Source organism: Candidatus Thalassolituus haligoni, assembly GCF_041222825.1.
Lineage (GTDB): Bacteria > Pseudomonadota > Gammaproteobacteria > Pseudomonadales > Oceanobacteraceae > Oceanobacter > Oceanobacter antarcticus.
Genome location: NZ_CP139482.1, coordinates 3,449,671 through 3,472,500 on the forward strand (window position 1 = coordinate 3,449,671; position 22,830 = coordinate 3,472,500).

A 22,830-nucleotide genomic window follows, 5' to 3' on the forward strand; every position below is an offset into this window, starting at 1 on the left:
AATCATTGATCAGGCCTTTTGCAAGGTGTGTTTACAGCATCGGTCACAAGGAAGTATCGTCAGAAGATCCCTTGGTATCAGACTTTTTGTTCTTCGGCTCGTCATCCTGAGCGAAGGAGTGCATTAGCCCTCGCAATGTCTGCATTTGCAGGCCAAAGTTTTTACAGCCTGAACAGATCAGCGTATGAATTTTTAATTCAGCGGATTCGGCCAGTGTCAATTTACGCTCCTGCGCTTCCGACATCAGTCGCGTCGCTTCACGACAATTCATCATATCGACGTCTCCCGGATTCCGGAGAACCAGTTATTTTCCAGGCATTCCCGCAACTGCAATCGCGCCCGATACAGCAAGACGTGCAAGTTGCTGACCGTGACCGACTGGGCGGAACAGATCTCGTCGCTGCTCAGCTCCAGAAATTCCCGCATCATAAACACGCGGGCTTGCTGCGCAGGCAAGTGATTCAGACAAGCATCAAACACCGACCAGAATTGCCGTTCGTGCACCAGACGCTGGGGCGATCCCCAGTGTTGCGGCCGCTCATCCGCATGCCAATGACCACGACGATCAAACAATTGGTCGTCCAGATCCTCGCCATTCTTACAGATGTCGTCTTCGGGCAGCACGTGCTCTTGCAGACGGTACTTTTGCCTTAGTGCATCGGTGATCTTGTTTTTGAGGATAGCAAACACCCAGGTTTTTAACGCCGCCTGACGTTTAAACGCCTCGGCATTTTTCAACGCTCCGGCAAGCGCCTCCTGCACAGCATCCTCTGCCAGATGGTCATCGTTTAATTGCAGGCGGGCAAACGACAACATCTGACTGCGTAACTGTTCCAGGAACCGACTATCAGCCAGCGTATTAATAGGTGTTTGGGACACGTTATTGATCCATTCATTGATAACCAGACACAATAGAACCACTGAACATAATAAAAACAATGAGATACAGGAATACCATCCGCGTTCCGCAGTGCCATTGATGAGAGTTTGTCAGACGTGAGCCTCAACGGTCGCATCGGTTGCCAAACGGGCATATAGATCCAGGTTCACCCACTGCCCATCAAATTCCAGTTGTGCAGGCAAACGCCCTTCATGCCGGTAGCCAAGCTGGGCCAGAAAATGTTCATGCCGAGCGGAGCCTGGCACCAGTGCCACTTCAAGACGATGTAATCCCAGTTCATTAAAGCAAAAGGCCTCAATCGCACCAATGATGGTCTCGAATTCGGCGACGTCTACCGCTGGGCTGATTTCCCACTGCAAGCGGGCGCTGTTGAGCATCCAGTTGATGTTGTACAGCGTGACCCGAGCCAGCAACTCGGCCAGGGCATCGACATCACCGCTGTGGCACTCCACCAGCCAGCAAGCGCCCTCCCGGCCCTGAAACTTCATCGAGGCCCGGCGCAGTTCATCCAGTGACTGTACCGATGCGTACATCGGAGGTTTGGGAATATGAGCGCTGACCTCTGGATCCTTGAGTAAACCATACAAGGCATCACCGTCCTGATCCATTACCGGCAAACGAATAACAAAGGGGCCGACTTCCAGATTCCAGTTCATACGTTTGCCTCCGTCGCGGTGTCCATATCGGTCGTTGCCAAAATGCGGTGATACAGCGTCTGCTCACAGTAGTCATGCTGCCCGAGACGCCAGCCATCACGCATGATGACAGAAGCTCGAAAGCCGATACTCTCCAGCATCGCCGGAATGGCATCGCTCTGCCCCTGAACCCAGGCATAGGCAAAGTTACACAGGTGATATTTTGCCGCCATAAAGTGGATACAACTGCACAGTACGGCAGCACGATTCGCCATCGTCAGGGCTGATAACCCATCAATTCTCAGTGCCACTTTCAGCAGCGATGGTTGCCAGTCGTAGGCACTGGCCATCCCCAACAGCTGATAACCCGAAGCGTCGTCACCCAACTCAATCGCCCACATCATGCCGCGCTGGGTGGCCGCCATCTGCACGCTGAGTTCAATCATGCGATCCAGCTGTTCCGGCTGTTCCAACGGTCGCTGTCCCGGCAATTCCGGCTGCTGGTACACAACCAGCAGCGCATCACGGTCGGTGGCTTCCAGCGGACGGATACGGCCACCCTCAAATGTCAGTGTTGGGGTAAATTTCATTAATTATTCCTGAATAACATTTCATCACCACGATTGACACGTCACGGGCTTCACGCCTGATGCCAGCCAGTTTTATTCGTCGTCGTAGTCATCGTAGCCATGAGCGAGGTTTTCAAAGCGGGTGTATTTGCCGATAAATGCCAGACGATCTGTACCAATCGGGCCGTTACGGTGTTTGCCGGTGATGATTTCAGCGACGCCCTTCTCGGGGGTGTCTTCGTTATAAACTTCGTCACGATAAATAAACTGGATAATATCCGCGTCTTGCTCGATCGCGCCGGATTCCCTCAAATCGGACATCACCGGACGTTTATTGGGGCGTTGCTCCAGCGAGCGGTTGAGCTGCGACAACGCAATCATCGGGCATTCAAATTCCTTGGCAATGGCTTTCAGCGAGCGCGATATTTCGGAGATTTCCTGGGTACGGCCTTCGGATTTGCCTGACACCTGCATCAACTGTAGATAATCCACCATGATCAGTGCCAGATCGCCGTTTTCACGGTAGACCTTGCGGGCACGGGCGCGCATCTCTTGCGGGGTCAGCGCGGCGGTATCATCAATATAAAGTGGCAGATCTTTCAGCATGGTGACGGCTGCCGACAGTTTCGGCCAGTCTTCTTCAATCAGTTTGCCGCTACGAATCCGGCTCTGGTCAATTTTGCCGATCGACGACAGCATCCGCATCACGATGGATTCCGATGGCATTTCCATGGAGAACACCAGACAGGGGCGCTTGCTGGCCAGCAAGGCATTTTCGACCAGGTTCATCGCGAAGGTGGTTTTCCCCATCGATGGACGCGCCGCCACAATCACCAGGTCAGCCTTCTGGAAGCCGGATGTACGCTGATCGATGTGGTTAAATCCGGTGGTTAATCCGGTCAGGCCATCCGGCTGGTTAAACATCTGGTCGAGCTGATCCAGTGTCTTTTTCAGGATCGGGGCGACTTTCTCGGGGCCACCATCCTTACGGTTACCCTCGGCAATTTCCGCAATGGCTTTTTCCGCATCCGAGATCAGCGTCAGGGTTTCATCCCCACCCGGCTCATACGCTTTCTGCATGATATCGCTGGCAGCTTCAATCAAGCGTCGCTGCTGTGAACGTTCGCGCACGATTTCGGCGTAGGCATCGCAGTTTTCAATCGACGGCGTCATATCCACCAGGCGAGCCAGATAAGAACCGCCATTGATACTTTCAAGCTGACCGCGTTCTTCCAGTTCTTCCGCCACCGTCACCACATCAATGGCTTGTTCAACCGACGACAAATGACTGATTGCCCGAAAGATCAGACGGTGGTCATGACGATAAAAATCATTGTCTCGCAGTGTTTCACTGACCGATTCCCAGGCCCGTTCATCCAGCATCAAGGCACCCAGCACAGACTGTTCTGCCTCCACCGAATGCGGCGGTGTACGCTGGCTGGTTTCAGCGGTGTCATCGTTGTGATAGTCGTCAGTCATAGTGCCTTTCCTGAATATCGCCCGGTCTTGTCAGAGCTGCCCTGTCTACCTGCTGTGCGAAACGTCCGGCAAGTAACCTGGAGCAAAGGATCCTGCCACAGGCGTAATCGCCAGACATAAAAAAAGCACTAGAGAGCAACGCCCAATAGTGCCTTTTTCGCAGCCGGTGAACAAACATTCACCGAACTGACGGTTACTTATTCTGCAACAACATGCAGCTTCAGTACCGCTTCTACTTCCGGGTGCAGGTGAATCGCAACATCAAATTCACCGACGGCACGGATTGGGCCAGTTGGCAGACGAACTTCTGCCTTCGCCAACGCCACACCTGCCTGGGAAGCCAGATCCGCAATATCGCGGTTACCCAGAGAACCGAACAACTTGCCTTCGTCACCGGCTTTGACCGCAACAGACAGTTCGATTTCTTCAATCTTCTCTTTACGAGACTGTGCTTCAGCCAATTTGGCAGCCGCCGTTGCTTCCAGTTCGGCACGACGTGCCTGGAAGTGCTCAACGTTAGCCTTGGTAGCAGGAACAGCCTTGCCCTTGGGAACCAGGAAGTTACGTGCGTAGCCAGGCTTGACGTTAACCATCTCACCCAGTTCACCCAGGTTTGCCACTTTTTCCAACAAAATAATTTGCATCTTGAATTCCTCATTACAGGGAGTCGGTGCTATTCGTCACCAGACGCCGTGTCTTTTAGTCGCATGCGGATATCGAATACGCTATCCAGCATCGCTACGAAAATTAGTAATGTGTACATGTATGGCCCAAACACGATCAAACCGATATAAATCGGCAACATCCAGTTCGGACTGGCATTGGTGCCATGCACCACGCCATGGAACACTGCCAGACCTGCCAACATCATGGCGACGGTTAACACCGGCACCATGCCAGACAACTCCGGCGACAACTGGCCAGCAGCAAACACGACCAGTACAGCAGGCAGCGTGAAAGCCAAAGGCAATCGCAACTGTCGGAATTCAGCACCAAACCCTTCCGGGTTATACAAGGCACTCTGCCAATAGCGTCCCAACAACAGACACAAGATAATAACCAGCGTATGCAAAGCAGCCAGTACCCCATGAATCATGGGGCCAACCAAGGGTCGTAGACGCGCCTGCAAGTCCGGGCTGGACTGCAACGCTTCCATGACAGCAACCTCGCTGCGAGACACCACCAGGGGCAGTACATCGGCAAGCAACAAGGGCAAACACCAATAAATCAATTCTCCCAGTATTAGCGCTGTCAGAATCGCCCAATCAAGGCGCACCGAGTAACGTAATACCTGTGCAATCAGGATAGTTCCTGCTGACACCAGAACAGGCGTCGGATCGCCCGCCGCCAACCATGCCAATGCTGGCAAGGAAGACCACAAAACCACCGGAACGCTGTCCCTGGAGGGCTGGCGTAATAACACCAGCGCCTGTAGCGCCGCTCCCAGCCAGAACAGCATGGGAATGGCAAAAGCAATCGCCGCTACCAATATTGCTTGTAGTCGGCTTTGCATGGCCCATTGAGCCAGTTTTTTCATACCTGGTTCTCGTGTTGATTAAGGTAAACAGGCTTGCGGCTCAGTCTACCTAACCAACAAGACCAATCAATTATCGTGTGCGTCAGAATACGGCAGCAGTGCAATATAGCGCGCGCGCTTGATTGCTGTAGACAACTGACGCTGATACTTGGCGCGAGTACCAGTGATACGACTTGGTACGATTTTGCCAGTTTCAGTAACGTAGCCTTTCAGGGTTTCCAGATCTTTATAATCGATCTCGGTTACACCTTCAGCAGTGAAACGGCAGAACTTGCGACGACGGAAAAAACGTGCCATGAGTTAACTCCTCTCTTATTCTTCGTCTTCAGCGGAATCGGCAGAGTCTTCAACATCAGACTCATCGGTTTCAACCGCTTTTTCACGGCTGTCTTCACGCGGCTCGGAACGACGACGATCTTCGCGGCTTTCAGCGGCTTTGATCGGAGAAACTTCAGTGACCGCTTCATCACGACGGATCACCAGGTTACGCAGAATGGCATCGTTGTAACGGAAGTTGGTGGTCAGTTCGTCCAGGGCTTCCTGGGTACACTCAACATTCATCAGAATGTAGTGTGCTTTATGAACTTCGTTGATCGGGTATGCCAGGTGACGGCGGCCCCAGTCTTCGAAACGGTGGATAGAACCTGCGGAACCTTCGATCGTCGCGGTGTAACGCTCAACCATCGCTGGAACCTGTTCGCTTTGATCTGGGTGAACCAGAAAAACGATTTCGTAGTGACGCATTGTCAGCTCCTTATGGGTAGAAAGCCTTCCGGCCAATCCGGTAAGACAAGGAGTCCGTTTTTGTTCTTATGATCGGCGGCGCTGCGAACAGTCCTCAGATCAAACAGTGTACGGATAAAAAGGAGCGCGGAATTTACCAGAACAGCGGCTATAAAACAACCACGTAACCAATGCCGCCGGATCGCCGGTAGGCGTTCCATTCCCTTCGTTGCCTCCACCGATAACACCAAAGACAGCACCAAAGACAACACCCACTCGCACCGCCAGCAACACACTTGCAAAACCCCACCCGCCACTGCGACATCCGGTCACATAGCCGCTACATAACCAGAGAGTTATTCTACTGGTGAGCTATGAGGGTAGCTCATCTCCCTTCCGCTGGGGCGCTGACCGGATTCCATCAGCAACCACCAGCAATTTGCGTTAAGCAACGCCCCGTCGCGGTCAGTACTTACTCATGAATACTGGCAGCTGCAGGGCGATTTTCTTTTTCAACTCACAACCGGCACGATCTCTTCTATACTTGACATGTTCTCCGTGTCGCAGACCCCGCACGCCATGAGACAAATAACCGTGCCACTCTTACCCATGCCGCTCTTGATACAGACTCTTGATACAGAGTAACGGCAACTGTCATCGCTTTAAAAAGGGAGCCATCCATGCAGATTCAGGCAAACATCTGGCAACGTGCTTACCAATGGATGTTACGCCGGGCGGAGATGGAACGCGCCAATCTGGGTCTGTTTGTGGCCGGTGCGACCTTCTTTTTTCTCGGTGGCAGTATTATCTACGCCGCCAATCTGCGTCTGGCCGACTCTGTTGGCCAGGAATTAATCACACTGCTCGGATTGCTGATTACAGCAGGCGGCGCAATCAGTGCCACCTTGGGGTATATTGCGCTAAGCGTATTCCGACTCATGAGGCACAGCCACAAAGATGACTCCAACTCTTTCTGATATTGAAATTTACCTGTTAAAGGCACAACCGGAACAGGTGCGTGCCTGGCTCGAATCCAGCATCGGCCCGGTGACCGAAACCGCCATCAAGGGCAACAGCCACTTCTGGCAATGTGAATCCATGGAAATGGTATTTACCGTTCGGGCGGAAGGGAATTTCGACAGTTTGTGGATCAAGCAAAACCAGTCCCCATGGGCTGACGACCTTGAATGTGCCAGGTCAGCCCACCATGTGCTGGAAACTGAAATCCGTTGTGCTGCACGAGAATGGAATGAATCAGAAAGCGGTGATCAACCGGGCTGGATCAAGCTGACACACGGGCAAGAAAAAGCCTTCGACTGGAAATAATTATTTCTTATTGCAAATACGAATAATTATCATTAGAGTGGTCTTGACTCGATCAGAAAGAGACCACACTCATGTCCGCCACGCTACTCGCCTTTCCGATGCAACCCGCCCGCACCCATTCCGGCACAAACCCATGGCCACTCCTGACGTCCGGTTCCAGTAATAGCCGTCGTCTGGAACAACTGGAACAGCTGATCCCGCTGCAAAACAACGCGGTTCTGCTGACACTCTGGGTTAATGAATACTTGGACATCGGACTTGATCTGGCCGCAGAAGCAGGCAGTCGCCATCTCCCGGCGCTGCAGGAAAGTTGGCTGCGTCGCCTTTATAGCCACCTGCGTAACACCGCCTTCGCCGATGACTGCAATCCGCACTGCCGCCAACTTTGCCTTGAAAGTCTGTACCAGCCTTTTTTTGCCTTGCGTCACCTGTATCGGCAACAGCCCCAGGGCCGCCTCTGTATCCGCCGTCTGAGTCAGGATTTGTCGGCATCCACCCGTTACCTGATTTAACCGGAGCGAGTGTCATGCCAGACATAGCCATCCTCTACGACAGCAGTTGCCGTTGCTCTACTGCGACGGCCTGCGCACTGGAACACCATATTCACTGGGCTCCCGTTGCGCTTTGCAACTTGCTCAGTTGCGTACCAGAAGACATCCAGCCCTACCAGACACTGGTGCTGGCATTGCCGATCCATGCCTTCGGTACGCCAGAAACGCCCTGGGCGGACGCCTGGCCCATTCTGGAAGAATTGAGTTATCACGGCAAACAAGTGGTGTTATGCGGCACCGGCAACGAGTTTTGTTACGACGATGACCGCTTACAGGCATTGGCGCAGCTCAGCACCCAGTTACAACAGCTGGGGGCTGAGATGCTCGAAGGGCTGACCGACATGCCGATGACGCTGTTGAACCAGTGGCTGACACAACAGCATCCATGCCGCTGGCAAATGCAAACCCGGCTGATCTACTCGGATGGCCAGTCCACACGCCAGCAACCGCTGTACGATAGGGAACTGGAAGCACTGAGTGAGCGTATCCGGCTGCAGCAGACATCCAGCGCCACTACTTTAGCTTTAGCGCCACTACTCCAGCGCTACGACAATGATTGACTGGTAGTTCTTCCAGCGGGTCGGAATCACCACACTGCGGGTATTATCTGGCATATGAATACGTTCTGGTTCCCCTTGTACAACCACCGGCACCGAGATCAGAAAATCAGCGCCGAATGCCTTTCTGGCATTACCGGCGATGGTGTTGGCAATTTCGCCCACGACATCACACAGATGGGCTGAACTGACATCGCGCTCCCCCATGGAGGTCAGAATATGAGTCAGCATCGCCTTGGGACAAGTGTAGTAAACGCAGCCCCTGCGCTTGCCGGAGATACCAATAATACCGGTAAAATCAAACACTAGCGGGGACTTGCTATCCAACAGATAAGGCACCCCAACACTGACCTCTCCAACGCCAACCTGACGATAGAAATGAGTCAGACTATTAATAAATACCTCAATGGATTCTTTATCCATTCGTGTTCTCCAACCGGATAAATGAGATCGCCAGTACGGCGTCTAATCGCTCGCCAGTTCCGTCAGCGCGCTGTGTAATTCCTGGTCTGTAAATGGTTTGCACAAAAAACCGTGCGCACCGCGACTCAGTGCCTTGATGGCTGTGGCCTTGTCTGCCAATGCCGATACCACCAGGATACGGGCATTCGGACAGATTGACGCCAGAATCGGAATGGCCTCGATGCCATCCATGTTGGGCATGGTCAGGTCAATCGTGATCAGATCCGGGTCGGTCTGGCGCGCCAGACTGACCGCCTGCTCGCCGTCAGCTGCCGTGCCGACCACGCTGAAATCCTCCAATCCATGAGCGCGTTTGATTCGCCGACGAATAATCAGCGAATCATCAACAATCATCAGTCTTTTCATACCGCCACCGCTACTTCATATTGCTCAACCTGAGCAGGAATCAAAAAGGATATTTCGCAGTACTGACCAGGACGATTAGCCACCCGAATACGACCGTGTAATTGCTGGATATTAGCCTTCACCACATCCATACCGATACCACGACCACCGTGCTCGTCAGCCTCCTCCAGTGTTGAAAAACCGGGGTCAAAGACCAGACTCATAATTCTGGTGGCTTGCATGGAATCCAGTTGCTCGGCGCTGTACAGACCTTTTTCGATGGCCCGCTGGCGAATAGTTTCCAACTGGATACCACGGCCATCATCACGCACAGACACCCGATAGCCGTCGTCTTCCTGCGTTATTTTCAGCACCACCCTGCCAGCGTCATCCTTGCCACGCTGCTGGCGTATGGCAATCGGTTCGACACCATGAACCACAGCATTACGCAGCAACTGGATGGCGCAGTCCTGAACCACTTTGAGCTGCTCAGCAGGCAGATTGATACACTCGGGTTGTGCAAGCTCAAAAGTTACCTGTTTGCCTTGTTCCGCAGCAATACGCGTCACCAGACTCCCCAATCTGTCGCTATCCAGAGTACTCACCGCTACGGGCTCTTGCTGTCTCATCGGTGTGACACCAAGCACCTCAACCACATCTTTCATGTCGCCCAGCAAGCGGAACAGATCATTCAGCGCCAACGTCAACGGCAGGAAATCTCCCCCCTGCAACGACGCCATGTCCGCCATTTCTTCCAGCTGTTGCTCAAATTCGTGCACCGCACGAACAACCTCGGGCAAATTCAGGGCACTGGCATCGCCTTTTACCCGATGCATAATCCGCTGACTGCTGACTACCTTGTCGCGGAAGTCAGAACTACTATTAACCCGTTGCCGCAAAATATCGTTGACCGCCACCAGGCTGCTCTCAGCAGCGGTCATAAACAGCATCATCGAATCCTTGTCGACGTGTAACAGCTCTTTCAAGGCGTTAATTTGCAGGCCATTGTTCTTCGCCGCCTGCTCCAGCTCACGCCGCAGTCCAACCAGCTCGGAGATATCCAGCACCGTTACCAGCACATGGCGAATCTCGCCGTTTTCAATCGCCCGGTTAAAGCGGAAAGACAGATGCTTCACCTGAAAACCACCACGGTCATCCGGCAAGCTGACTTCGATGTCCGAAAGAGGATTAAGCGAGCCAATCAGGTTTTCCTTGACGCTACTGTTCAGCAGCAGCTTGATGTATTCCTCGACCGTTTGCATATCGCTTTCTGTCACAAGACTCTTCAGCAACACCCGAAAGGAGGTACCGGCATATTCCTGATGACCAAAAATGTCCCGAATGGAGCCGGAGTACTGGGTACCAATGGTCAAGTTGCCATCCAGCAACAACAGGCCTTCGCGTACATTTTTGAGAATTTCCGTGGTTTCGCTACGGGCTTCTTCCGCGACAGAATCACTGCGCCGCAACTGGCCAATAAAATGAAAAAGAATCAACAGGAAGTTGAGAATCGCCAGCGTAATCGCACCGGCCTGGATCATTCGCAGGGTTTCTGACTTGTTGCGTGCGATCGTTTCCAGATCGTTGGTCAGATCATTCATCAGTTTCAGCAACTGGTTATTATTGTCTCGAACCATTGGTGCCAGCCGCCGCAAGGCGCGTTCATGTCCCAAAGTGCCAGACGCTGTTGCAAACAACGCCTTGAATTCGGATGAAATCGGCCGCCAGATCGTCTTGGCCGCTTCTACCGCAGCACGGGATGCGTCGGATGAAACCGCGTCCAGCACCAATTCATTACTGCTGGCACCCCGCGTTGCCCCACCCTGATCAAACGCAACCAGAGTACGGTCGAACAGCGCCACCGCCTGCTGTAATTCCTGGTAGGCTGATTCGCTTTCACCGCCCTCACTCAGCCGTTTGTCATAGTCATAAAATGCTTTTGCTGTCTTTTGCGACAGCATCCGTTGTCGCCCCGCCAGGTTTACGTTACTGGCATCTTCAGCCAACTGGGATGAAATATAAAAGTTCAGCACCAGTACGCCCGCATCCAGAAAAATAAACATGGCGACAGATAAAACCACCGCTCGATATTTACCCAAAAGTCCATTAAACATGTGCTAATCCCCTGACGTGTAGCGAAAAGTAACAAACAGCCGCTTTGCAGGTACAACTATTGTGCCAACGCACACATCAAAACAGGTCATCAATCCCTCAAAAGGGGTAAGTCCGCAGAAACAGCCATTGGGATTCAAAATCTTAGATTGTCTGACAAAAAGTTACAGAATTTGTTGGATGTCAAGCCCGCAAGATACATCCAATTTTGTGCAGCAAGCGCCCCAAAGCAAGGCACAAATAAGCTGCCCGCTCCATCTCATGGCGTCTTCAGGGTATTTACCGGAGATTCTGCAAGGCATGTCTGAACACCCCAGCAGGTTGCGCCACAATGTATCGCGGCAGAGATCAATAACGGAGCACAAGCACCAGCACCAGCACCAGCAAGGCCATTAGAACTGTGAGCTGTCGGGTTCTGTCCGCGTGGCGCTCGGTCATTTTGAATAGGGAATGTCTGTCCAGAGAGACGATTAGTTATATCCGACGACGCCACAGCAGCAGTAATCCCGCCAGCAGTAGCAAGCCATTGATAGCACCGCCAGAAGCACTACCGCCAGACGTGCCATCACCGGCAGTCGCACTGCCGGAATCTGCACCGTTACCAGTACCGTTGTCGGTCTCGGTGCCAGTATCACTGTCACCCGCATCGGCTTCGTCCGGTTCATCCACCGAGCCTGCTATTCCATTCAGAACCCGCAATGGAGCCGCTACCGAACCTTCGCCATCTCTTGCCGTAACCACGATGGTTACTGGCAGTTCGGCCAGCACGGTGGTAGTGGCCGAACCGGTCAGCACGCCGCTGGCCGACAGGGCCCAGCCAACAGGTAAACCGCTGGCAACAAAATCCAGTACATCCCCTTCGGGATCGCTGAATTGCGCTGCCAGATCCAGGCTGACAGTGGCTCCTGCGCGAGTAATACGGACATCCGTCAGCGCGCTCACCAGCACCGGCGGCTGGTTCTGTTGAACACTGGCGTCTAGCCGTAAACCAATCACGACGGGGTCATGATCGGATGAGCGATAAGGATCCGCATTGGCGTAGTTATCTACTGAGGAATAGCTTTGGCCATTGGCTTCGGTTTCATAACCCATCAATGAATCTTCCACCGAGTTAATGTGCCAGGCACCGGCACTGACCACATGTGAGGCCAGCGTCGCCGTCGCCAAAGCATGATCCAGGCTGCCCAACAAGCCGCTGTAGCTGTAGCTATACGGTGCTTCCTCGGTGGCAATATCTGAATGTTTGAGGTTGCTGTAACCGCCAGCCAGGAAGGCTTGCAGCGGGTCTTCCTGGCTATAGGCATTCAGGTCGCCGATCACCAGAACGGCAGTGGATGCCACACCGGTCGGTCTGGTCTGCAAATACTGCAGCAGGCCGGTTGCCGCACGGGTACGCACGCGGTTGCAGTTACCCTGACCATCTGCGCCTTCATTAACCTCTCCACACGAAGAGCCTTTGGATTTGAGGTGATTCACCGACACCGTAAAAACAAAATCATTAAATTCAAACGACTGGATGATGGATGGGCGATTTTTACTGTCGTCAAATAACACCCCTTGCCCATCACGCGGCGAGTTGGCCGACGATAGAACTCTGGTTGTACCACTCAGGTGGATACGCTCCGGCCGATACAACAAGCCGACGGCGATCGCGTCGGTGCCTGTCCGGGCCGTTCCCGGATCAACGAAGGCATACTCATCACCGCTGGCCTGCAAGGCATTTACCGCATCCACCAGCTGATGAATGGCACTGTTTTCGCCATAACCATCATTTTCAATTTCCATCAGCCCGACCACATCCGCATCCATAGCATCAAGCGCCGCGACGATCTTGTTACTCTGCATCTGGAAGGCGCTATAGGTACTGGCCCCACGAGAGGTCGGGAAGCCGCCGCCCTGACCGTCACCGTTAAAATAATTCAGTACATTCATCGTCGCGATTCGCAGGTTGGCTGCGTCACTCACAGTTGGCGCGGTGGTGCGGGCATGGCTGGCGGCGATCGCGTATTTGCCGGGAATCAGCATAAAGTCGTTATTAAAGTGATGTATCACGCCACTCAGGGTGGTGAAAGTATCCCCGATACGCACCGGATTGTCCGCACTGTAGCCAGTGGTCACATCCGGGAAGGGAATAAACGTCGGGTAATAGGCCTTCACCCCGTCATCGACCAGCAGCCGATCCCGGGCATATCGCTGTGCCAGAGTGGCTGCTTCTGCCGAACCGGGTAAGGCAACATCCGTCGGTTGAAAATGCAGCTCCGACGACACCACCACCTGACCGTAGTTACCCAAGCCATAACCCGCCCCGTACAGGTCAGAAACCACCAGACCCTGTTGATTCTGGATACGCATCCCCTCCAGCGCTTCCAGGCTGGACAAATCCGCTACTGGTAATACCAGCTTGATGGCCAACGGCAAGGTTGCACCCTGGCTACAGACCATCAGCTCACTGACTTCGTCCAGCTGGGTAACGCCCGCAGACTCTGTCACACTGGCCACCAGCCGTACCGTATCGCCTGCGCTTAGGTCATAGTCGCTGCTTTTGACAAACACCCCTTCCGAACTGCTGGCATCGCTGTCGGCATCTGCGTCTTCTTCCTGAATCCAGAAACCACCGTAACCGCTGCGGGCATCCAGTGTAACGACCGCCTCAACCACCACACGGGTGTTATTCAACGGGCTGGCATCGTTGTTCGCGTCGTCAATTGCGCCTTGTACGGCGCTGATCCTTGTCACACCGGCGCTATCGCCACAGCGGCCAGAGACCAGCGTTTCACTGTCGTCAGAACAGCGATTGGCAGCCCCAGGCGTGGCAACTGCGACCTGGAAGGCATTACCCGAGCGGACCGTCGTGTCACAGCGCTGGGACGACTGGGTATCCTTGTCACCGAGTTGGGCTTCATCGACCTGAATCGAGTCCGCAAGCAGCAAGACATCCAGCAAACCGGCATCATCTTCGTCACCGGTGCCGTACACCAGGGCATCCAGCAGCTGATTAGCCGTCACCGCCGTCCCGTTCGGGAAGTCCGCCGCCGGGGCCGCATACAGGGCAACGGCATCGGCACCGTTCTGTAGAATATTGTCACCGATCTCAACACCACACCCGGCGACATTGGCGGTGGAGCCACAGACCACAAAATAGCCTTTGGCGTCGGTGCTGAAGCCAGACAAATCCAGCGCCAGATAGGATGTGTCACTATTGCCATTAAACAGCACCAGCGTATAACCATTAAGTGAGCTGGAGCCACTGCCGCCATCGTAAAGCTCGATAAATTCCGCGCTGTCGGTGCCGCTGGTATCCGCATCCACTTCATTGATCAGGAGCTCGGCCTGACAGGTGTGAGTCAGCAGGGAAATGCCTAGTGCTGAAAGAAACGTGCGCATGATCGCAACCTGCTTATCATCAGAGGATTCAGAAAAGACGGAAAACAGCGGTTTGCCACGCCGGATCCCAAAAGCCCGGCAGTATGACGGCGGAATATTGCAGCACCGCGCTGTTTTAGTGACAAAACTCTTGTTTAATCAAGTCAAGGGCAAGATGTAGCTAAAGATAGCGCGGTGCTGTATTGACGGCCCCAGTGTAACGAACTATCTGCTTACCGGGGTTTACCGGCTTAATACACACGCCTGCCAACCCGCTTCCATTGATGCTTGAGGTAACGGCTTCAGGTCGATCAGTTCCAGCCGGTTCTCAAAAGCAATCACCTCAACGTCGCCCAGTATCTGCTCGGTCAAAGTGCCTTCACGCCAGTTCAGCGCCACAACCCCGGCATCCGTCGCCAGCACGCCCTTGGCTCGTTCAACGTCCAGACTATAAAACCAGCCCCGCAATGCCGCTAACGAAAACACCCAGTCTTCCGCCAACAACCAGCCTAACGCCTGATAGCCATCACCTTGATGCGCTAAAGCCCGGAAGGATTCACCAAGAGCCAGCTGCAGGGGTTGGGTCAAATCCAGCATGAGCGGTAACCCCGGCGAATCCATTGCTGTTCCCGCCGATGATATGTCCGCCGATGCTGTCGTTGCGGTGCTCTCAACCGCTGCCAGTAAATCGGGCGACAGCTGCCCCTGAATCACCCGGACAGACTTGAGATGGGGGTTATCCACCTGGCGCTCGGCCACCAGCGCATCAAACTGCAACAGGTCTTCTGGCTGACACACATCCGTCTTGTTAGCCACCAGCACATCCGCGACAGCAAGCTGGTCGGCATAAATCTCATGCTGGCGATATTTTGATTGGCTCAGATGACGCGGATCGACCAGCGTCACCGTACTGCCAACCGACAGTACGTCCTGGTAACCGGGCTGATTGAGAATCGCCAGAATCTGGCGTGGGTGCCCCAGCCCGGTGGGCTCAATCAGTAAAACATCGGGCTTTGCCCGGGTAATCAGACTGTTCATCCCGATCTGGAACGGCAGACCGGATACACAACACAAGCAGCCACCCGGCACTTCCCGTATCGCCACACCGTCGCCCAGCGCCTTCAGCAGGGTGCCATCCACCCCTACCTCGCCAAACTCGTTCACCAGCACCGCCCACTTTTCGGTAGCAGGCCGGTGCTTGAGCAAATGCAAAATAGTGGTGGTTTTACCGGTGCCGAGAAAACCGGTAATCAGGTAAACGCGCACCGTTTTTGACACCGGCTTCGTGAGAGGTGTTGAGAGAGGCGCAAGTGGCTTGCTAGAGGCTGGTCTGTCAGGGAGTGCCATATCAAAATCCGCAGCAGGTCAAAACGTTATACACTAACATAAGTGATTAATTTTGCCTGCTGCGCACTGATACTCAACCCAGCTCCCGTATGACTTGCAAGGGAGCAACGTTGACGGTTTTGCGTAACAACAGCGTGGCCAACCCAGCCAATAGCCATGCCGCAACCAGCGGTAACCACAGCCAGATCCAGCCGAGGCCGGCATAGGGAATATCCAGCACCTGGGTGTACAAGGCCCAGCACAAGGCTTCGGCCGCGACCAGCGCCAGCAATGCGGCAATCAATCCCAACAGTGAGTATTCGCTGACCTGAGCCTTGCGAATCATCGCGCTACTGGCACCCAGCGTGCGTAACAGAGCACCTTCTTGGAGCCGTTCCCGCAAGCTGGCCACCAGCGCCGAGACCATCACCAGGGTCGCCGCAATCAGCACCACCACCAGAATCAGTTCCACCGCCAGGCTAACCTGATACAACAGCCCTTGCAGCTGACCCAGCAATACCTGCATATCGAGGATATTGACCGCCGGAAATTCCCGAATCAGGCTGGTCAGCTGAGACTGTGATTGTTCGGGCACATTAAAACTGGTGATATAACTGGGTGGCAATTGCGCCATAATGTCTGAGGAGAACATCATAAAAAAGTTGGGACTGAGGGACGTCCAGTCCACCTCGCGCAGGCTGCTGACAGTCGCTTCAAACTCGACGCCGGCCGCCCGAAAGGCCAGCCGGTCATCCAGTTTCACCCCCAGCCGCTCAGCCAGTCCGGCTTCTATTGACAACTGTCCGGGGTGGATCATTGCCTGCCAGTCTCCGGCAACGATGCGGTTGGAAGCGGGTAATTGAGTATCGGACGTTAACGCCAGATCACGATCAATAGCGCCGATATCCGCCAACCCCAATTGTTGAATACTGTTGCCGTTAATCGTCAGCAACCGTCCCGGCACCATGGGATAGAGGGTTTTGGAGGCAAAACCACGTTCTGCCAACGCCTGTTGAAACGCCTGCTTGTCAGCGTTCTGGATATTCATGGCGAACACGTTCGGAGCGTTATCAGGCAGGTTGGCCTGCCAGTCCGCCAGCAGGTCGTTACGCAGCATGGCGATCACAATCATCACTTGCAGAGTCAAGGCAAACGCCAGAACCTGTCCGGCCGTCTGGCGACTGTCGCGACTCAGATGCTGCCAGGCAAAACGCCAGTGTAATGCCATTGAGGTATTCTCCAATCGCTGGCGCAACCCGGCAATAACCAACTGCAGTGCCCCGAGTAACATCAATACCAGCACCGAACCACCGCCCATCACCAACAGGGTGAGCTGCAAGTCACGGGTGAAGACCCACAGCAACAGCGTCAGCGACAGCAACGCCAGCCCGGTCATAAACCAACCGGCCAGTGGCACGGGGGTCAGATCCCGGCGCAATACCCGCAAGGGCGACACGGTTGCCAGCGGCAGTAGATGTGGCAGACCGAATCCCAGCAAGGTTACCAGTCCAGAGCTGAGTCCGAGCAGCCAGGCCAGCGGCGGGGCAGCAGGCATCTGCGGCGGCAATACTTCTGCCAATAATTGAATTATGCCCGCTTGCAGACCCACCGCCAGTACGGCACCGATCGCCGCTGCGGCCAAACCCAGTGCCACCAACTGCCAGAGGTAGAGCCGCAGCACATCACCACGATGCAAACCGAACGTCCTCATCAGGGCACTGATATCGAAGTGCCGACGAGCATAACGCTGAGCCGAAATTGCCACTGCGATACTGGCCAATACCACCGCCAGCAGTGACGCCAACGCCAGATATTGCCGGGCTTTTTGTAATGAACTGGCCATCCGCTGATTGCCGTCTGCCAGAGTTTCGAATTTTTCCTTATCGCTGAGCGGCCAGTCCACTTGCAATTGCGTTAATGCCGCCGAGTCACCCTGCATTAACAGGCGATAGTTCAAACGGCTGCCTGGCCCCAGCAAGGCGCTGCCTTGTACATCATCCCAGTGCACCATCATCCGTGGCGACAAGCTGTAAAAACCACCGCCCCGATCCGACTCCTCAGTAATCTCACCGGTAACCCGGTAACGCTTGTCACCCAGCTCCAGCTCATCTCCCAACGCCGCATCCAGCAGCGCCAGTAACCGGGGTTCAACCCAGGCTTCGCCAGCTGCCGGGCCATGTTGCTGCAGCACAGGCAGCTGATTCCCAGCCGTTATAACTTGTAGCCGGGCCTGCATCGGATAACCGTTATCCACCGCTTTGATCGCAGCCAGGGTCATATTGTCGCCATACAAGACCACACTGGGAAAGGACAACACCTGTGCGGTCTCCAGCCCCAGCTGCGTGGCCAGCTGCAACTGCTCTGCAGTAAAGGCCGCACTCGAACGAATACGCAGATCGGCCCCCAGCCAGGCGCCGGACTTGTCATCCAACGACAGTTCGAGGCGAGCGCTGAACAAGGCAATCGCCGTGGTCGAGGTGACAGCAATCAGTAGCGCCAATAAAATCAGCGTCAACCCCCCACTACGCGCTTCGCGCCACAACAGCCTGAGCGCCAGTCGCCACTGCGCCAGCAGCGGCAAGCGTGTTATGTGTAATTCCGTCATACCGACGCCCCGGTCGCCACTTCCTGCAACTGACCATCGGTCATGCATACCTGACGCTGACAACGTTGCGCCAGTTGTGGGTCGTGGGTCACCAATACCAGAGTGGTGCCATGCTCTGCATTCAGCTGAAACAGCAGGTCTTCAATCTGTTTGCCCGTCGCACGATCCAGGTTGCCCGTCGGTTCATCGGCAAACAAAATACCCGGCTGACCAGCAAAGGCCCGTGCCAGAGCAACGCGCTGCTGTTCTCCTCCCGACAGTTGGCTGGGGTAATGGCTCATGCGATGGCCCAGACCGACACTTTCCAGCAGACGCCTGGCCTCTGGCAGCGGTTTGGGTTGCTGACGAATTTCCAGTGGCAACATCACATTTTCCAACGCCGTCAGACCCGGTAACAACTGGAAATTCTGGAACACAAAACTGACGCCCTCTGCCCGTACAGCCGCACGTTGGTCTTCCTCCAGCTGATCGAGCCGATACCCCAGCAATGACAATTCCCCGGAAGAAGGCAGATCCAGCCCCGCCATAATGCCCAGCAGCGTCGATTTGCCGCTGCCCGAAGCGCCAACAATGGCCAGACTGGTGCCAGCTTCCACTCGCAGAGAAACCGCATTCAGTAACGTCAACGGCTGCCCTCCGGCTTGCACTGTTTTGCCAACACGGGTTAACTCAAGGGCTGACGTGTGGCCACAGACAGCCGCAGAGGACGTTGTGGATTTTTCAAGGGAGCAAAAAGAGATGTCGCTGTTATTACGCATGGCTAGTATCAAAATCCTGTTATTGGCACTGGTCATATTGACCGGATTACCGGCACTGGCAGAACCTCTGGACAGCGGGCGCAGCACCGCCCCGGTTATCCTGGTACTGGGAGACAGTATTAGTGCCGGATTCGGTGTACCGATTCAACAGGGATGGGTCACTCTGTTCCAACAACAGCTGCAACAACGTGTTCCACAGGTAACCGTGGTGAATGCCAGCATCAGTGGCGACACCACCCAGGGTGGCGTGGCCCGGTTACCGGCACTGCTCAAGACACATCAACCAGACCTGCTGCTGATCGAACTGGGCGGTAACGATGGCTTGCGCGGTACACCGCTCACGGTTATCCGCAACAATATCGAACACATGATCACCATGGCAGAACACGAAGGCATTATGGTGATGCTGCTGGGCATGCAAATACCGCCCAACTACGGTGCCCGCTATGCGGATGGTTTTGCCAGCATTTACAGCGATCTGGCCAACCAGCAAGAAACTCTGCTGCTCCCCTTTCTGCTGGAAGGCATAGCAACCCAACCAGAACTAATGCAGGCCGATGGAATTCATCCCACAGCAGCAGCACAACCGGCCATGGCCAGTGCGGTCATCAACGCCATGACAATCTGGATTGAGTTCGTCACCAATGAAATATAACCAGCGAAATGTAACCAACGCTGGGCACAATGAACGGATCAGCCTCCCCTTGCCGACAAGGAAAGACCCACATGAATTATCAACCCATGCTCGACCTCGCACTGTCACTGGCACGTCAGGCTGGCGACGCCATCACACAAATGCGTAATGATTTGCAGATCAACTTCAAATACGACGGCGCCGAACTGGTCACCCAAGCCGATGTCGCCGCCGACCAGCTGATCAGCAGCGGCATTCTGGCTGCCTTTCCAGATCATCAATTGTTATCAGAAGAACTGGGGCCAGAAAACAGCACCCAGTGCGAACACCTGTGGATCATTGACCCGATCGACGGCACCGTCAATTATGCCCATGGCCAGCATCAGGTCGCCGTATCCATCGCCTACTATCACAAAGGAGAAGCCAAAGCAGCTGTAGTGCATAGCCCCTTCCAGGATGAGACCTTTTATGCATTGGAAGGCCATGGAGCCTATATGAACGACCAACCGATTCACTGCTCCGCCAAGACTGAGCTGAATCGCGCGCTGATAGCCACCGGCTTCCCCTATCAGAAAGATGACCTCGACTACCTGATCGGCCGCCTGGAACAAGTACTCAAACACTGTGCCGACCTGCGCCGGGTCGGTGCTGCCGCACTGGATATGTGCTGGGTTGCCTGTGGCCGACTGGATGGTTACTACGAAAACGTCAAGATCTGGGATTGTGCCGCCGCGCAACTGATTGCTCGAGAAGCGGGCGCCCGTCTGGGCCATATTCACCCGTTGGCAAACAACGACAATCCGCAGCTGATCAGCCGCAATATCATGATCGTCACACCGGCCCTGTTTGAACCGTTACAAGCGCTGCTGCAACAATCTGACGTCCGATACGGCCGTGGTTAAGTACTATCAATAAACCCGGCCATTTGTCCCAGACATAACGAGACATTTACTGAATTCAGACCAGGCTTGAGGTGCTAGCGTGTGCCTCGCAGAACCACCTCCGTGTACATCCAGGGAGCTAGCTGCTAGCTGCCCTGAATAGAGTCTTGAGTATTCTGCCAGAACACGCCACTTACCGACGCACCGGATAAAAAGGCTCCCCCCAATGCGCCGCCGCATTATCCATCATGATGGTAATAATAACGGGAACCAGAGAGGCAGAATATTTCTCCCATCACGAACCTGACTGCGGTTCACTTTGCCATTCCAGGTTGCTCCACCATGCACCAGTTGATTACGGAGCGTATAAAGTCTATCCATCACGATATTCAATACGTCCGCTGTTTTTTGATTGGCCAATGCCGACTTGGATTGATCCCGTGCTCGGTTAAAGCTGATTTGCCATTCTTCAATGTCCGGCTTCTGGTTGTGATAATCCCAAGCTGCGTTTAGTGAGATCCAAAGGAAGATAAAGGCACCATCATCATCGTCACACTGCTCAGCACGGTGTAACCAGCTCAAGGCCCGGTGAACCCGCAAATCAAGAAACTCAGGATAACCATCACGCTCATGACGATGACGCTGCTTGAGGGCAGCAAATCCATCGGTGGAACCGGAAGTGTCAGGGGTTGGAAAATGTGTACTGGCCATTGTCATCACATCCATGCGGAACAGCCTTTAGGAGACATCTATTTAATCCTGCACGGCTCTGCGCGGGGCTGCCGGATGATCTCGACTCTGTGTCGCCGACGTTTGACTTGACCCGTCAGGCCTGCAAGTCGGCTTCGTGATTCGACACCATCCGGCAGCCCAGAGTGAGCACCGGATTAAATAGATGTCCCCTTTACGCTAAAACGAATTACCAAAAAACACCAGCATGGATGTATTGGCTATATGTTCAGCACATTGGTTTTACAGCGAACGTAAAAAACCCCGCCCTGCAGCGCAGGACGGGGTGTTCTATTTAAGAGCTTGACGATGACCTACTCTCACATGGGGAGACCCCACACTACCATCGGCGATGCTGCGTTTCACTTCTGAGTTCGGGATGGATTCAGGTGGTTCCACAGCTCTATTGTCGTCAAGCAAACTGTTATGGTGTTGTCTGTCTGAAGGGGATCGGTCGATCGACCCGGCAGAGTTTCACCAAATAGGGTTGGATACATGAGTTTTTTGAGAGATTCATAATAGAGGCAGCAGTTGCCTGGTGTTTCCGTCTGTTATAACAGCCCGGTTTGGGTGTTATATGGTCAAGCCTCACGGGCAATTAGTATCAGTTAGCTCAACGCCTCGCAACGCTTACACACCTGACCTATCAACCTGGTGGTCTTCCAGGGCCCTACAGGGAACTCAAGGTTCCAGTGAGATCTCATCTTGAAGGAGGCTTCACGCTTAGATGCTTTCAGCGTTTATCCCGTCCGAACGTAGCTACCCGGCAATGCATCTGGCGATACAACCGGAACACCAGAGGTTCGTCCACTCCGGTCCTCTCGTACTAGGAGCAGCTCTTCTCAAATCTCAAACGCCCACGGCAGATAGGGACCGAACTGTCTCACGACGTTCTAAACCCAGCTCGCGTACCACTTTAAATGGCGAACAGCCATACCCTTGGGACCGGCTTCAGCCCCAGGATGTGATGAGCCGACATCGAGGTGCCAAACACCGCCGTCGATGTGAACTCTTGGGCGGTATCAGCCTGTTATCCCCGGAGTACCTTTTATCCGTTGAGCGATGGCCCTTCCATACAGAACCACCGGATCACTATGACCTACTTTCGTACCTGCTCGACGTGTCTGTCTCGCAGTTAAGCCGGCTTGTGCCATTACACTAACCTCCTGATGTCCGACCAGGATTAGCCGACCTTCGTGCTCCTCCGTTACTCTTTGGGAGGAGACCGCCCCAGTCAAACTACCCACCACACAGTGTCCTCGATCCAGATAATGGACCTGAGTTAGAACCCCAAATTGACCAGGCTGGTATTTCAAGATTGGCTCCACGACAACTAG

The 22,830-nt window shown here is 54.2% G+C and carries 23 protein-coding genes and 2 rRNA genes (1 of these 25 only partly in view); 6 read left to right on the top strand and 19 right to left on the bottom strand.

The genetic code is table 11. The annotated features are described in order from the left end of the window. Positions 1 to 43 precede the first annotated feature (43 nt). The 9 genes from SOJ49_RS15480 to rpsF form a co-directional block, all read right to left on the bottom strand. Positions 44 to 274 carry a zf-HC2 domain-containing protein gene (locus SOJ49_RS15480; RefSeq protein WP_369855393.1) on the bottom strand — a complete coding sequence of 77 codons (231 nt, stop codon included), beginning with the start codon at positions 272 to 274 and terminating at the stop codon, positions 44 to 46. Then, positions 271 to 879 (bottom strand): RNA polymerase factor sigma-70, encoded by a 609-nt coding sequence (locus SOJ49_RS15485; RefSeq protein ID WP_369855394.1) that lies wholly within the window; start codon positions 877 to 879, stop codon positions 271 to 273. The genes SOJ49_RS15480 and SOJ49_RS15485 overlap by 4 nt, the downstream gene beginning before the upstream one ends. A 111-nt stretch (positions 880 to 990) precedes the next feature. Next, positions 991 to 1,557, bottom strand: a complete 567-nt coding sequence (locus tag SOJ49_RS15490; protein ID WP_369855395.1) for a GNAT family N-acetyltransferase — start codon at positions 1,555 to 1,557, stop codon at positions 991 to 993. Next, on the bottom strand, positions 1,554 to 2,126 hold the full coding sequence (locus tag SOJ49_RS15495) for a GNAT family N-acetyltransferase (RefSeq protein ID WP_369855396.1): 573 nt from the start codon (positions 2,124 to 2,126) through the stop codon (positions 1,554 to 1,556). Before SOJ49_RS15495 ends, SOJ49_RS15490 begins: the two co-directional genes overlap by 4 nt. Before the next feature lie 72 nt (positions 2,127 to 2,198). Further along, a complete protein-coding gene (gene dnaB / locus SOJ49_RS15500) occupies positions 2,199 to 3,584 on the bottom strand; it encodes a replicative DNA helicase (protein WP_369855397.1) in 1,386 nt (461 codons plus the stop codon). 197 nt (positions 3,585 to 3,781) lie between these two features. Then, the gene (gene rplI / locus SOJ49_RS15505) at positions 3,782 to 4,228 is read right to left on the bottom strand and encodes a 50S ribosomal protein L9 (protein WP_369855398.1); all 447 of its coding nucleotides are present in this window, start codon (positions 4,226 to 4,228) and stop codon (positions 3,782 to 3,784) included. A gap of 29 nt (positions 4,229 to 4,257) precedes the next feature. Further along, positions 4,258 to 5,121, bottom strand: coding sequence for a hypothetical protein (locus SOJ49_RS15510; protein ID WP_369855399.1), 864 nt, complete (start codon positions 5,119 to 5,121; stop codon positions 4,258 to 4,260). A gap of 66 nt (positions 5,122 to 5,187) precedes the next feature. Further along, positions 5,188 to 5,418: a 30S ribosomal protein S18 gene (gene rpsR, locus SOJ49_RS15515; protein WP_369855400.1), complete on the bottom strand. Its 231-nt coding sequence runs from the start codon at positions 5,416 to 5,418 to the stop codon at positions 5,188 to 5,190. A 15-nt stretch (positions 5,419 to 5,433) separates the two neighbouring features. Beyond that, on the bottom strand, positions 5,434 to 5,865 hold the full coding sequence (rpsF, locus tag SOJ49_RS15520; RefSeq protein ID WP_369855401.1) for a 30S ribosomal protein S6: 432 nt from the start codon (positions 5,863 to 5,865) through the stop codon (positions 5,434 to 5,436). 659 nt (positions 5,866 to 6,524) lie between these two features. Here rpsF and SOJ49_RS15525 point away from each other — a divergent pair. The 4 genes from SOJ49_RS15525 to SOJ49_RS15540 all read left to right on the top strand — a co-directional run bounded on the left by SOJ49_RS15525 (position 6,525) and on the right by SOJ49_RS15540 (position 8,281). Then, positions 6,525 to 6,821, top strand: coding sequence for a hypothetical protein (locus SOJ49_RS15525; RefSeq protein WP_369855402.1), 297 nt, complete (start codon positions 6,525 to 6,527; stop codon positions 6,819 to 6,821). Then, the gene (locus SOJ49_RS15530; protein ID WP_369855403.1) at positions 6,802 to 7,170 is read left to right on the top strand and encodes a hypothetical protein; all 369 of its coding nucleotides are present in this window, start codon (positions 6,802 to 6,804) and stop codon (positions 7,168 to 7,170) included. The genes SOJ49_RS15525 and SOJ49_RS15530 overlap by 20 nt, the downstream gene beginning before the upstream one ends. Positions 7,171 to 7,241: 71 nt before the next feature. Next, on the top strand, positions 7,242 to 7,682 hold the full coding sequence (locus tag SOJ49_RS15535) for a hypothetical protein (protein ID WP_369855404.1): 441 nt from the start codon (positions 7,242 to 7,244) through the stop codon (positions 7,680 to 7,682). Between the two features lie 14 nt (positions 7,683 to 7,696). Then, positions 7,697 to 8,281: a flavodoxin family protein gene (locus SOJ49_RS15540; RefSeq protein WP_369855405.1), complete on the top strand. Its 585-nt coding sequence runs from the start codon at positions 7,697 to 7,699 to the stop codon at positions 8,279 to 8,281. Here the strand turns inward: SOJ49_RS15540 and SOJ49_RS15545 are convergent. The 7 genes from SOJ49_RS15545 to SOJ49_RS15575 form a co-directional block, all read right to left on the bottom strand. Beyond that, the gene (locus SOJ49_RS15545; RefSeq protein ID WP_369855406.1) at positions 8,255 to 8,701 is read right to left on the bottom strand and encodes a chemotaxis protein CheX; all 447 of its coding nucleotides are present in this window, start codon (positions 8,699 to 8,701) and stop codon (positions 8,255 to 8,257) included. The genes SOJ49_RS15540 and SOJ49_RS15545 overlap by 27 nt on opposite strands. Before the next feature lie 42 nt (positions 8,702 to 8,743). Beyond that, positions 8,744 to 9,106: a response regulator transcription factor gene (locus SOJ49_RS15550; RefSeq protein WP_369855407.1), complete on the bottom strand. Its 363-nt coding sequence runs from the start codon at positions 9,104 to 9,106 to the stop codon at positions 8,744 to 8,746. Then, positions 9,103 to 11,199 (bottom strand): ATP-binding protein, encoded by a 2,097-nt coding sequence (locus SOJ49_RS15555; protein ID WP_369855408.1) that lies wholly within the window; start codon positions 11,197 to 11,199, stop codon positions 9,103 to 9,105. Before SOJ49_RS15555 ends, SOJ49_RS15550 begins: the two co-directional genes overlap by 4 nt. 472 nt (positions 11,200 to 11,671) lie before the next feature. Further along, positions 11,672 to 14,581 carry an ExeM/NucH family extracellular endonuclease gene (locus tag SOJ49_RS15560; protein WP_369855409.1) on the bottom strand — a complete coding sequence of 970 codons (2,910 nt, stop codon included), beginning with the start codon at positions 14,579 to 14,581 and terminating at the stop codon, positions 11,672 to 11,674. A 222-nt stretch (positions 14,582 to 14,803) separates the two neighbouring features. Further along, positions 14,804 to 15,826 carry a GTP-binding protein gene (locus SOJ49_RS15565; RefSeq protein WP_369855410.1) on the bottom strand — a complete coding sequence of 341 codons (1,023 nt, stop codon included), beginning with the start codon at positions 15,824 to 15,826 and terminating at the stop codon, positions 14,804 to 14,806. 154 nt (positions 15,827 to 15,980) lie between these two features. After that, on the bottom strand, positions 15,981 to 18,491 hold the full coding sequence (locus SOJ49_RS15570) for an ABC transporter permease (protein ID WP_369855411.1): 2,511 nt from the start codon (positions 18,489 to 18,491) through the stop codon (positions 15,981 to 15,983). Next, positions 18,488 to 19,249 carry an ABC transporter ATP-binding protein gene (locus tag SOJ49_RS15575; protein ID WP_369855412.1) on the bottom strand — a complete coding sequence of 254 codons (762 nt, stop codon included), beginning with the start codon at positions 19,247 to 19,249 and terminating at the stop codon, positions 18,488 to 18,490. The genes SOJ49_RS15570 and SOJ49_RS15575 overlap by 4 nt, the downstream gene beginning before the upstream one ends. On the opposite strand from SOJ49_RS15575, the gene SOJ49_RS15580 reads away from it, so the two are divergent. Further along, positions 19,248 to 19,904 carry an arylesterase gene (locus tag SOJ49_RS15580; RefSeq protein WP_369855413.1) on the top strand — a complete coding sequence of 219 codons (657 nt, stop codon included), beginning with the start codon at positions 19,248 to 19,250 and terminating at the stop codon, positions 19,902 to 19,904. The two genes, SOJ49_RS15575 and SOJ49_RS15580, sit on opposite strands and share 2 nt — an antisense overlap. A 71-nt stretch (positions 19,905 to 19,975) precedes the next feature. Next, positions 19,976 to 20,785 carry an inositol monophosphatase gene (locus tag SOJ49_RS15585; RefSeq protein WP_369855414.1) on the top strand — a complete coding sequence of 270 codons (810 nt, stop codon included), beginning with the start codon at positions 19,976 to 19,978 and terminating at the stop codon, positions 20,783 to 20,785. 225 nt (positions 20,786 to 21,010) lie between these two features. On the opposite strand, the gene SOJ49_RS15590 is transcribed toward SOJ49_RS15585, so the two are convergent. From SOJ49_RS15590 to SOJ49_RS15600, 3 genes are all read right to left on the bottom strand, one after another. Continuing rightward, positions 21,011 to 21,490: a hypothetical protein gene (locus SOJ49_RS15590; RefSeq protein WP_369855415.1), complete on the bottom strand. Its 480-nt coding sequence runs from the start codon at positions 21,488 to 21,490 to the stop codon at positions 21,011 to 21,013. A gap of 304 nt (positions 21,491 to 21,794) precedes the next feature. Then, positions 21,795 to 21,910 (bottom strand): 5S ribosomal RNA (gene rrf / locus SOJ49_RS15595). Between the two features lie 160 nt (positions 21,911 to 22,070). After that, positions 22,071 to 22,830, bottom strand: a 23S ribosomal RNA gene (locus SOJ49_RS15600); it runs 2,126 nt beyond the window's last position.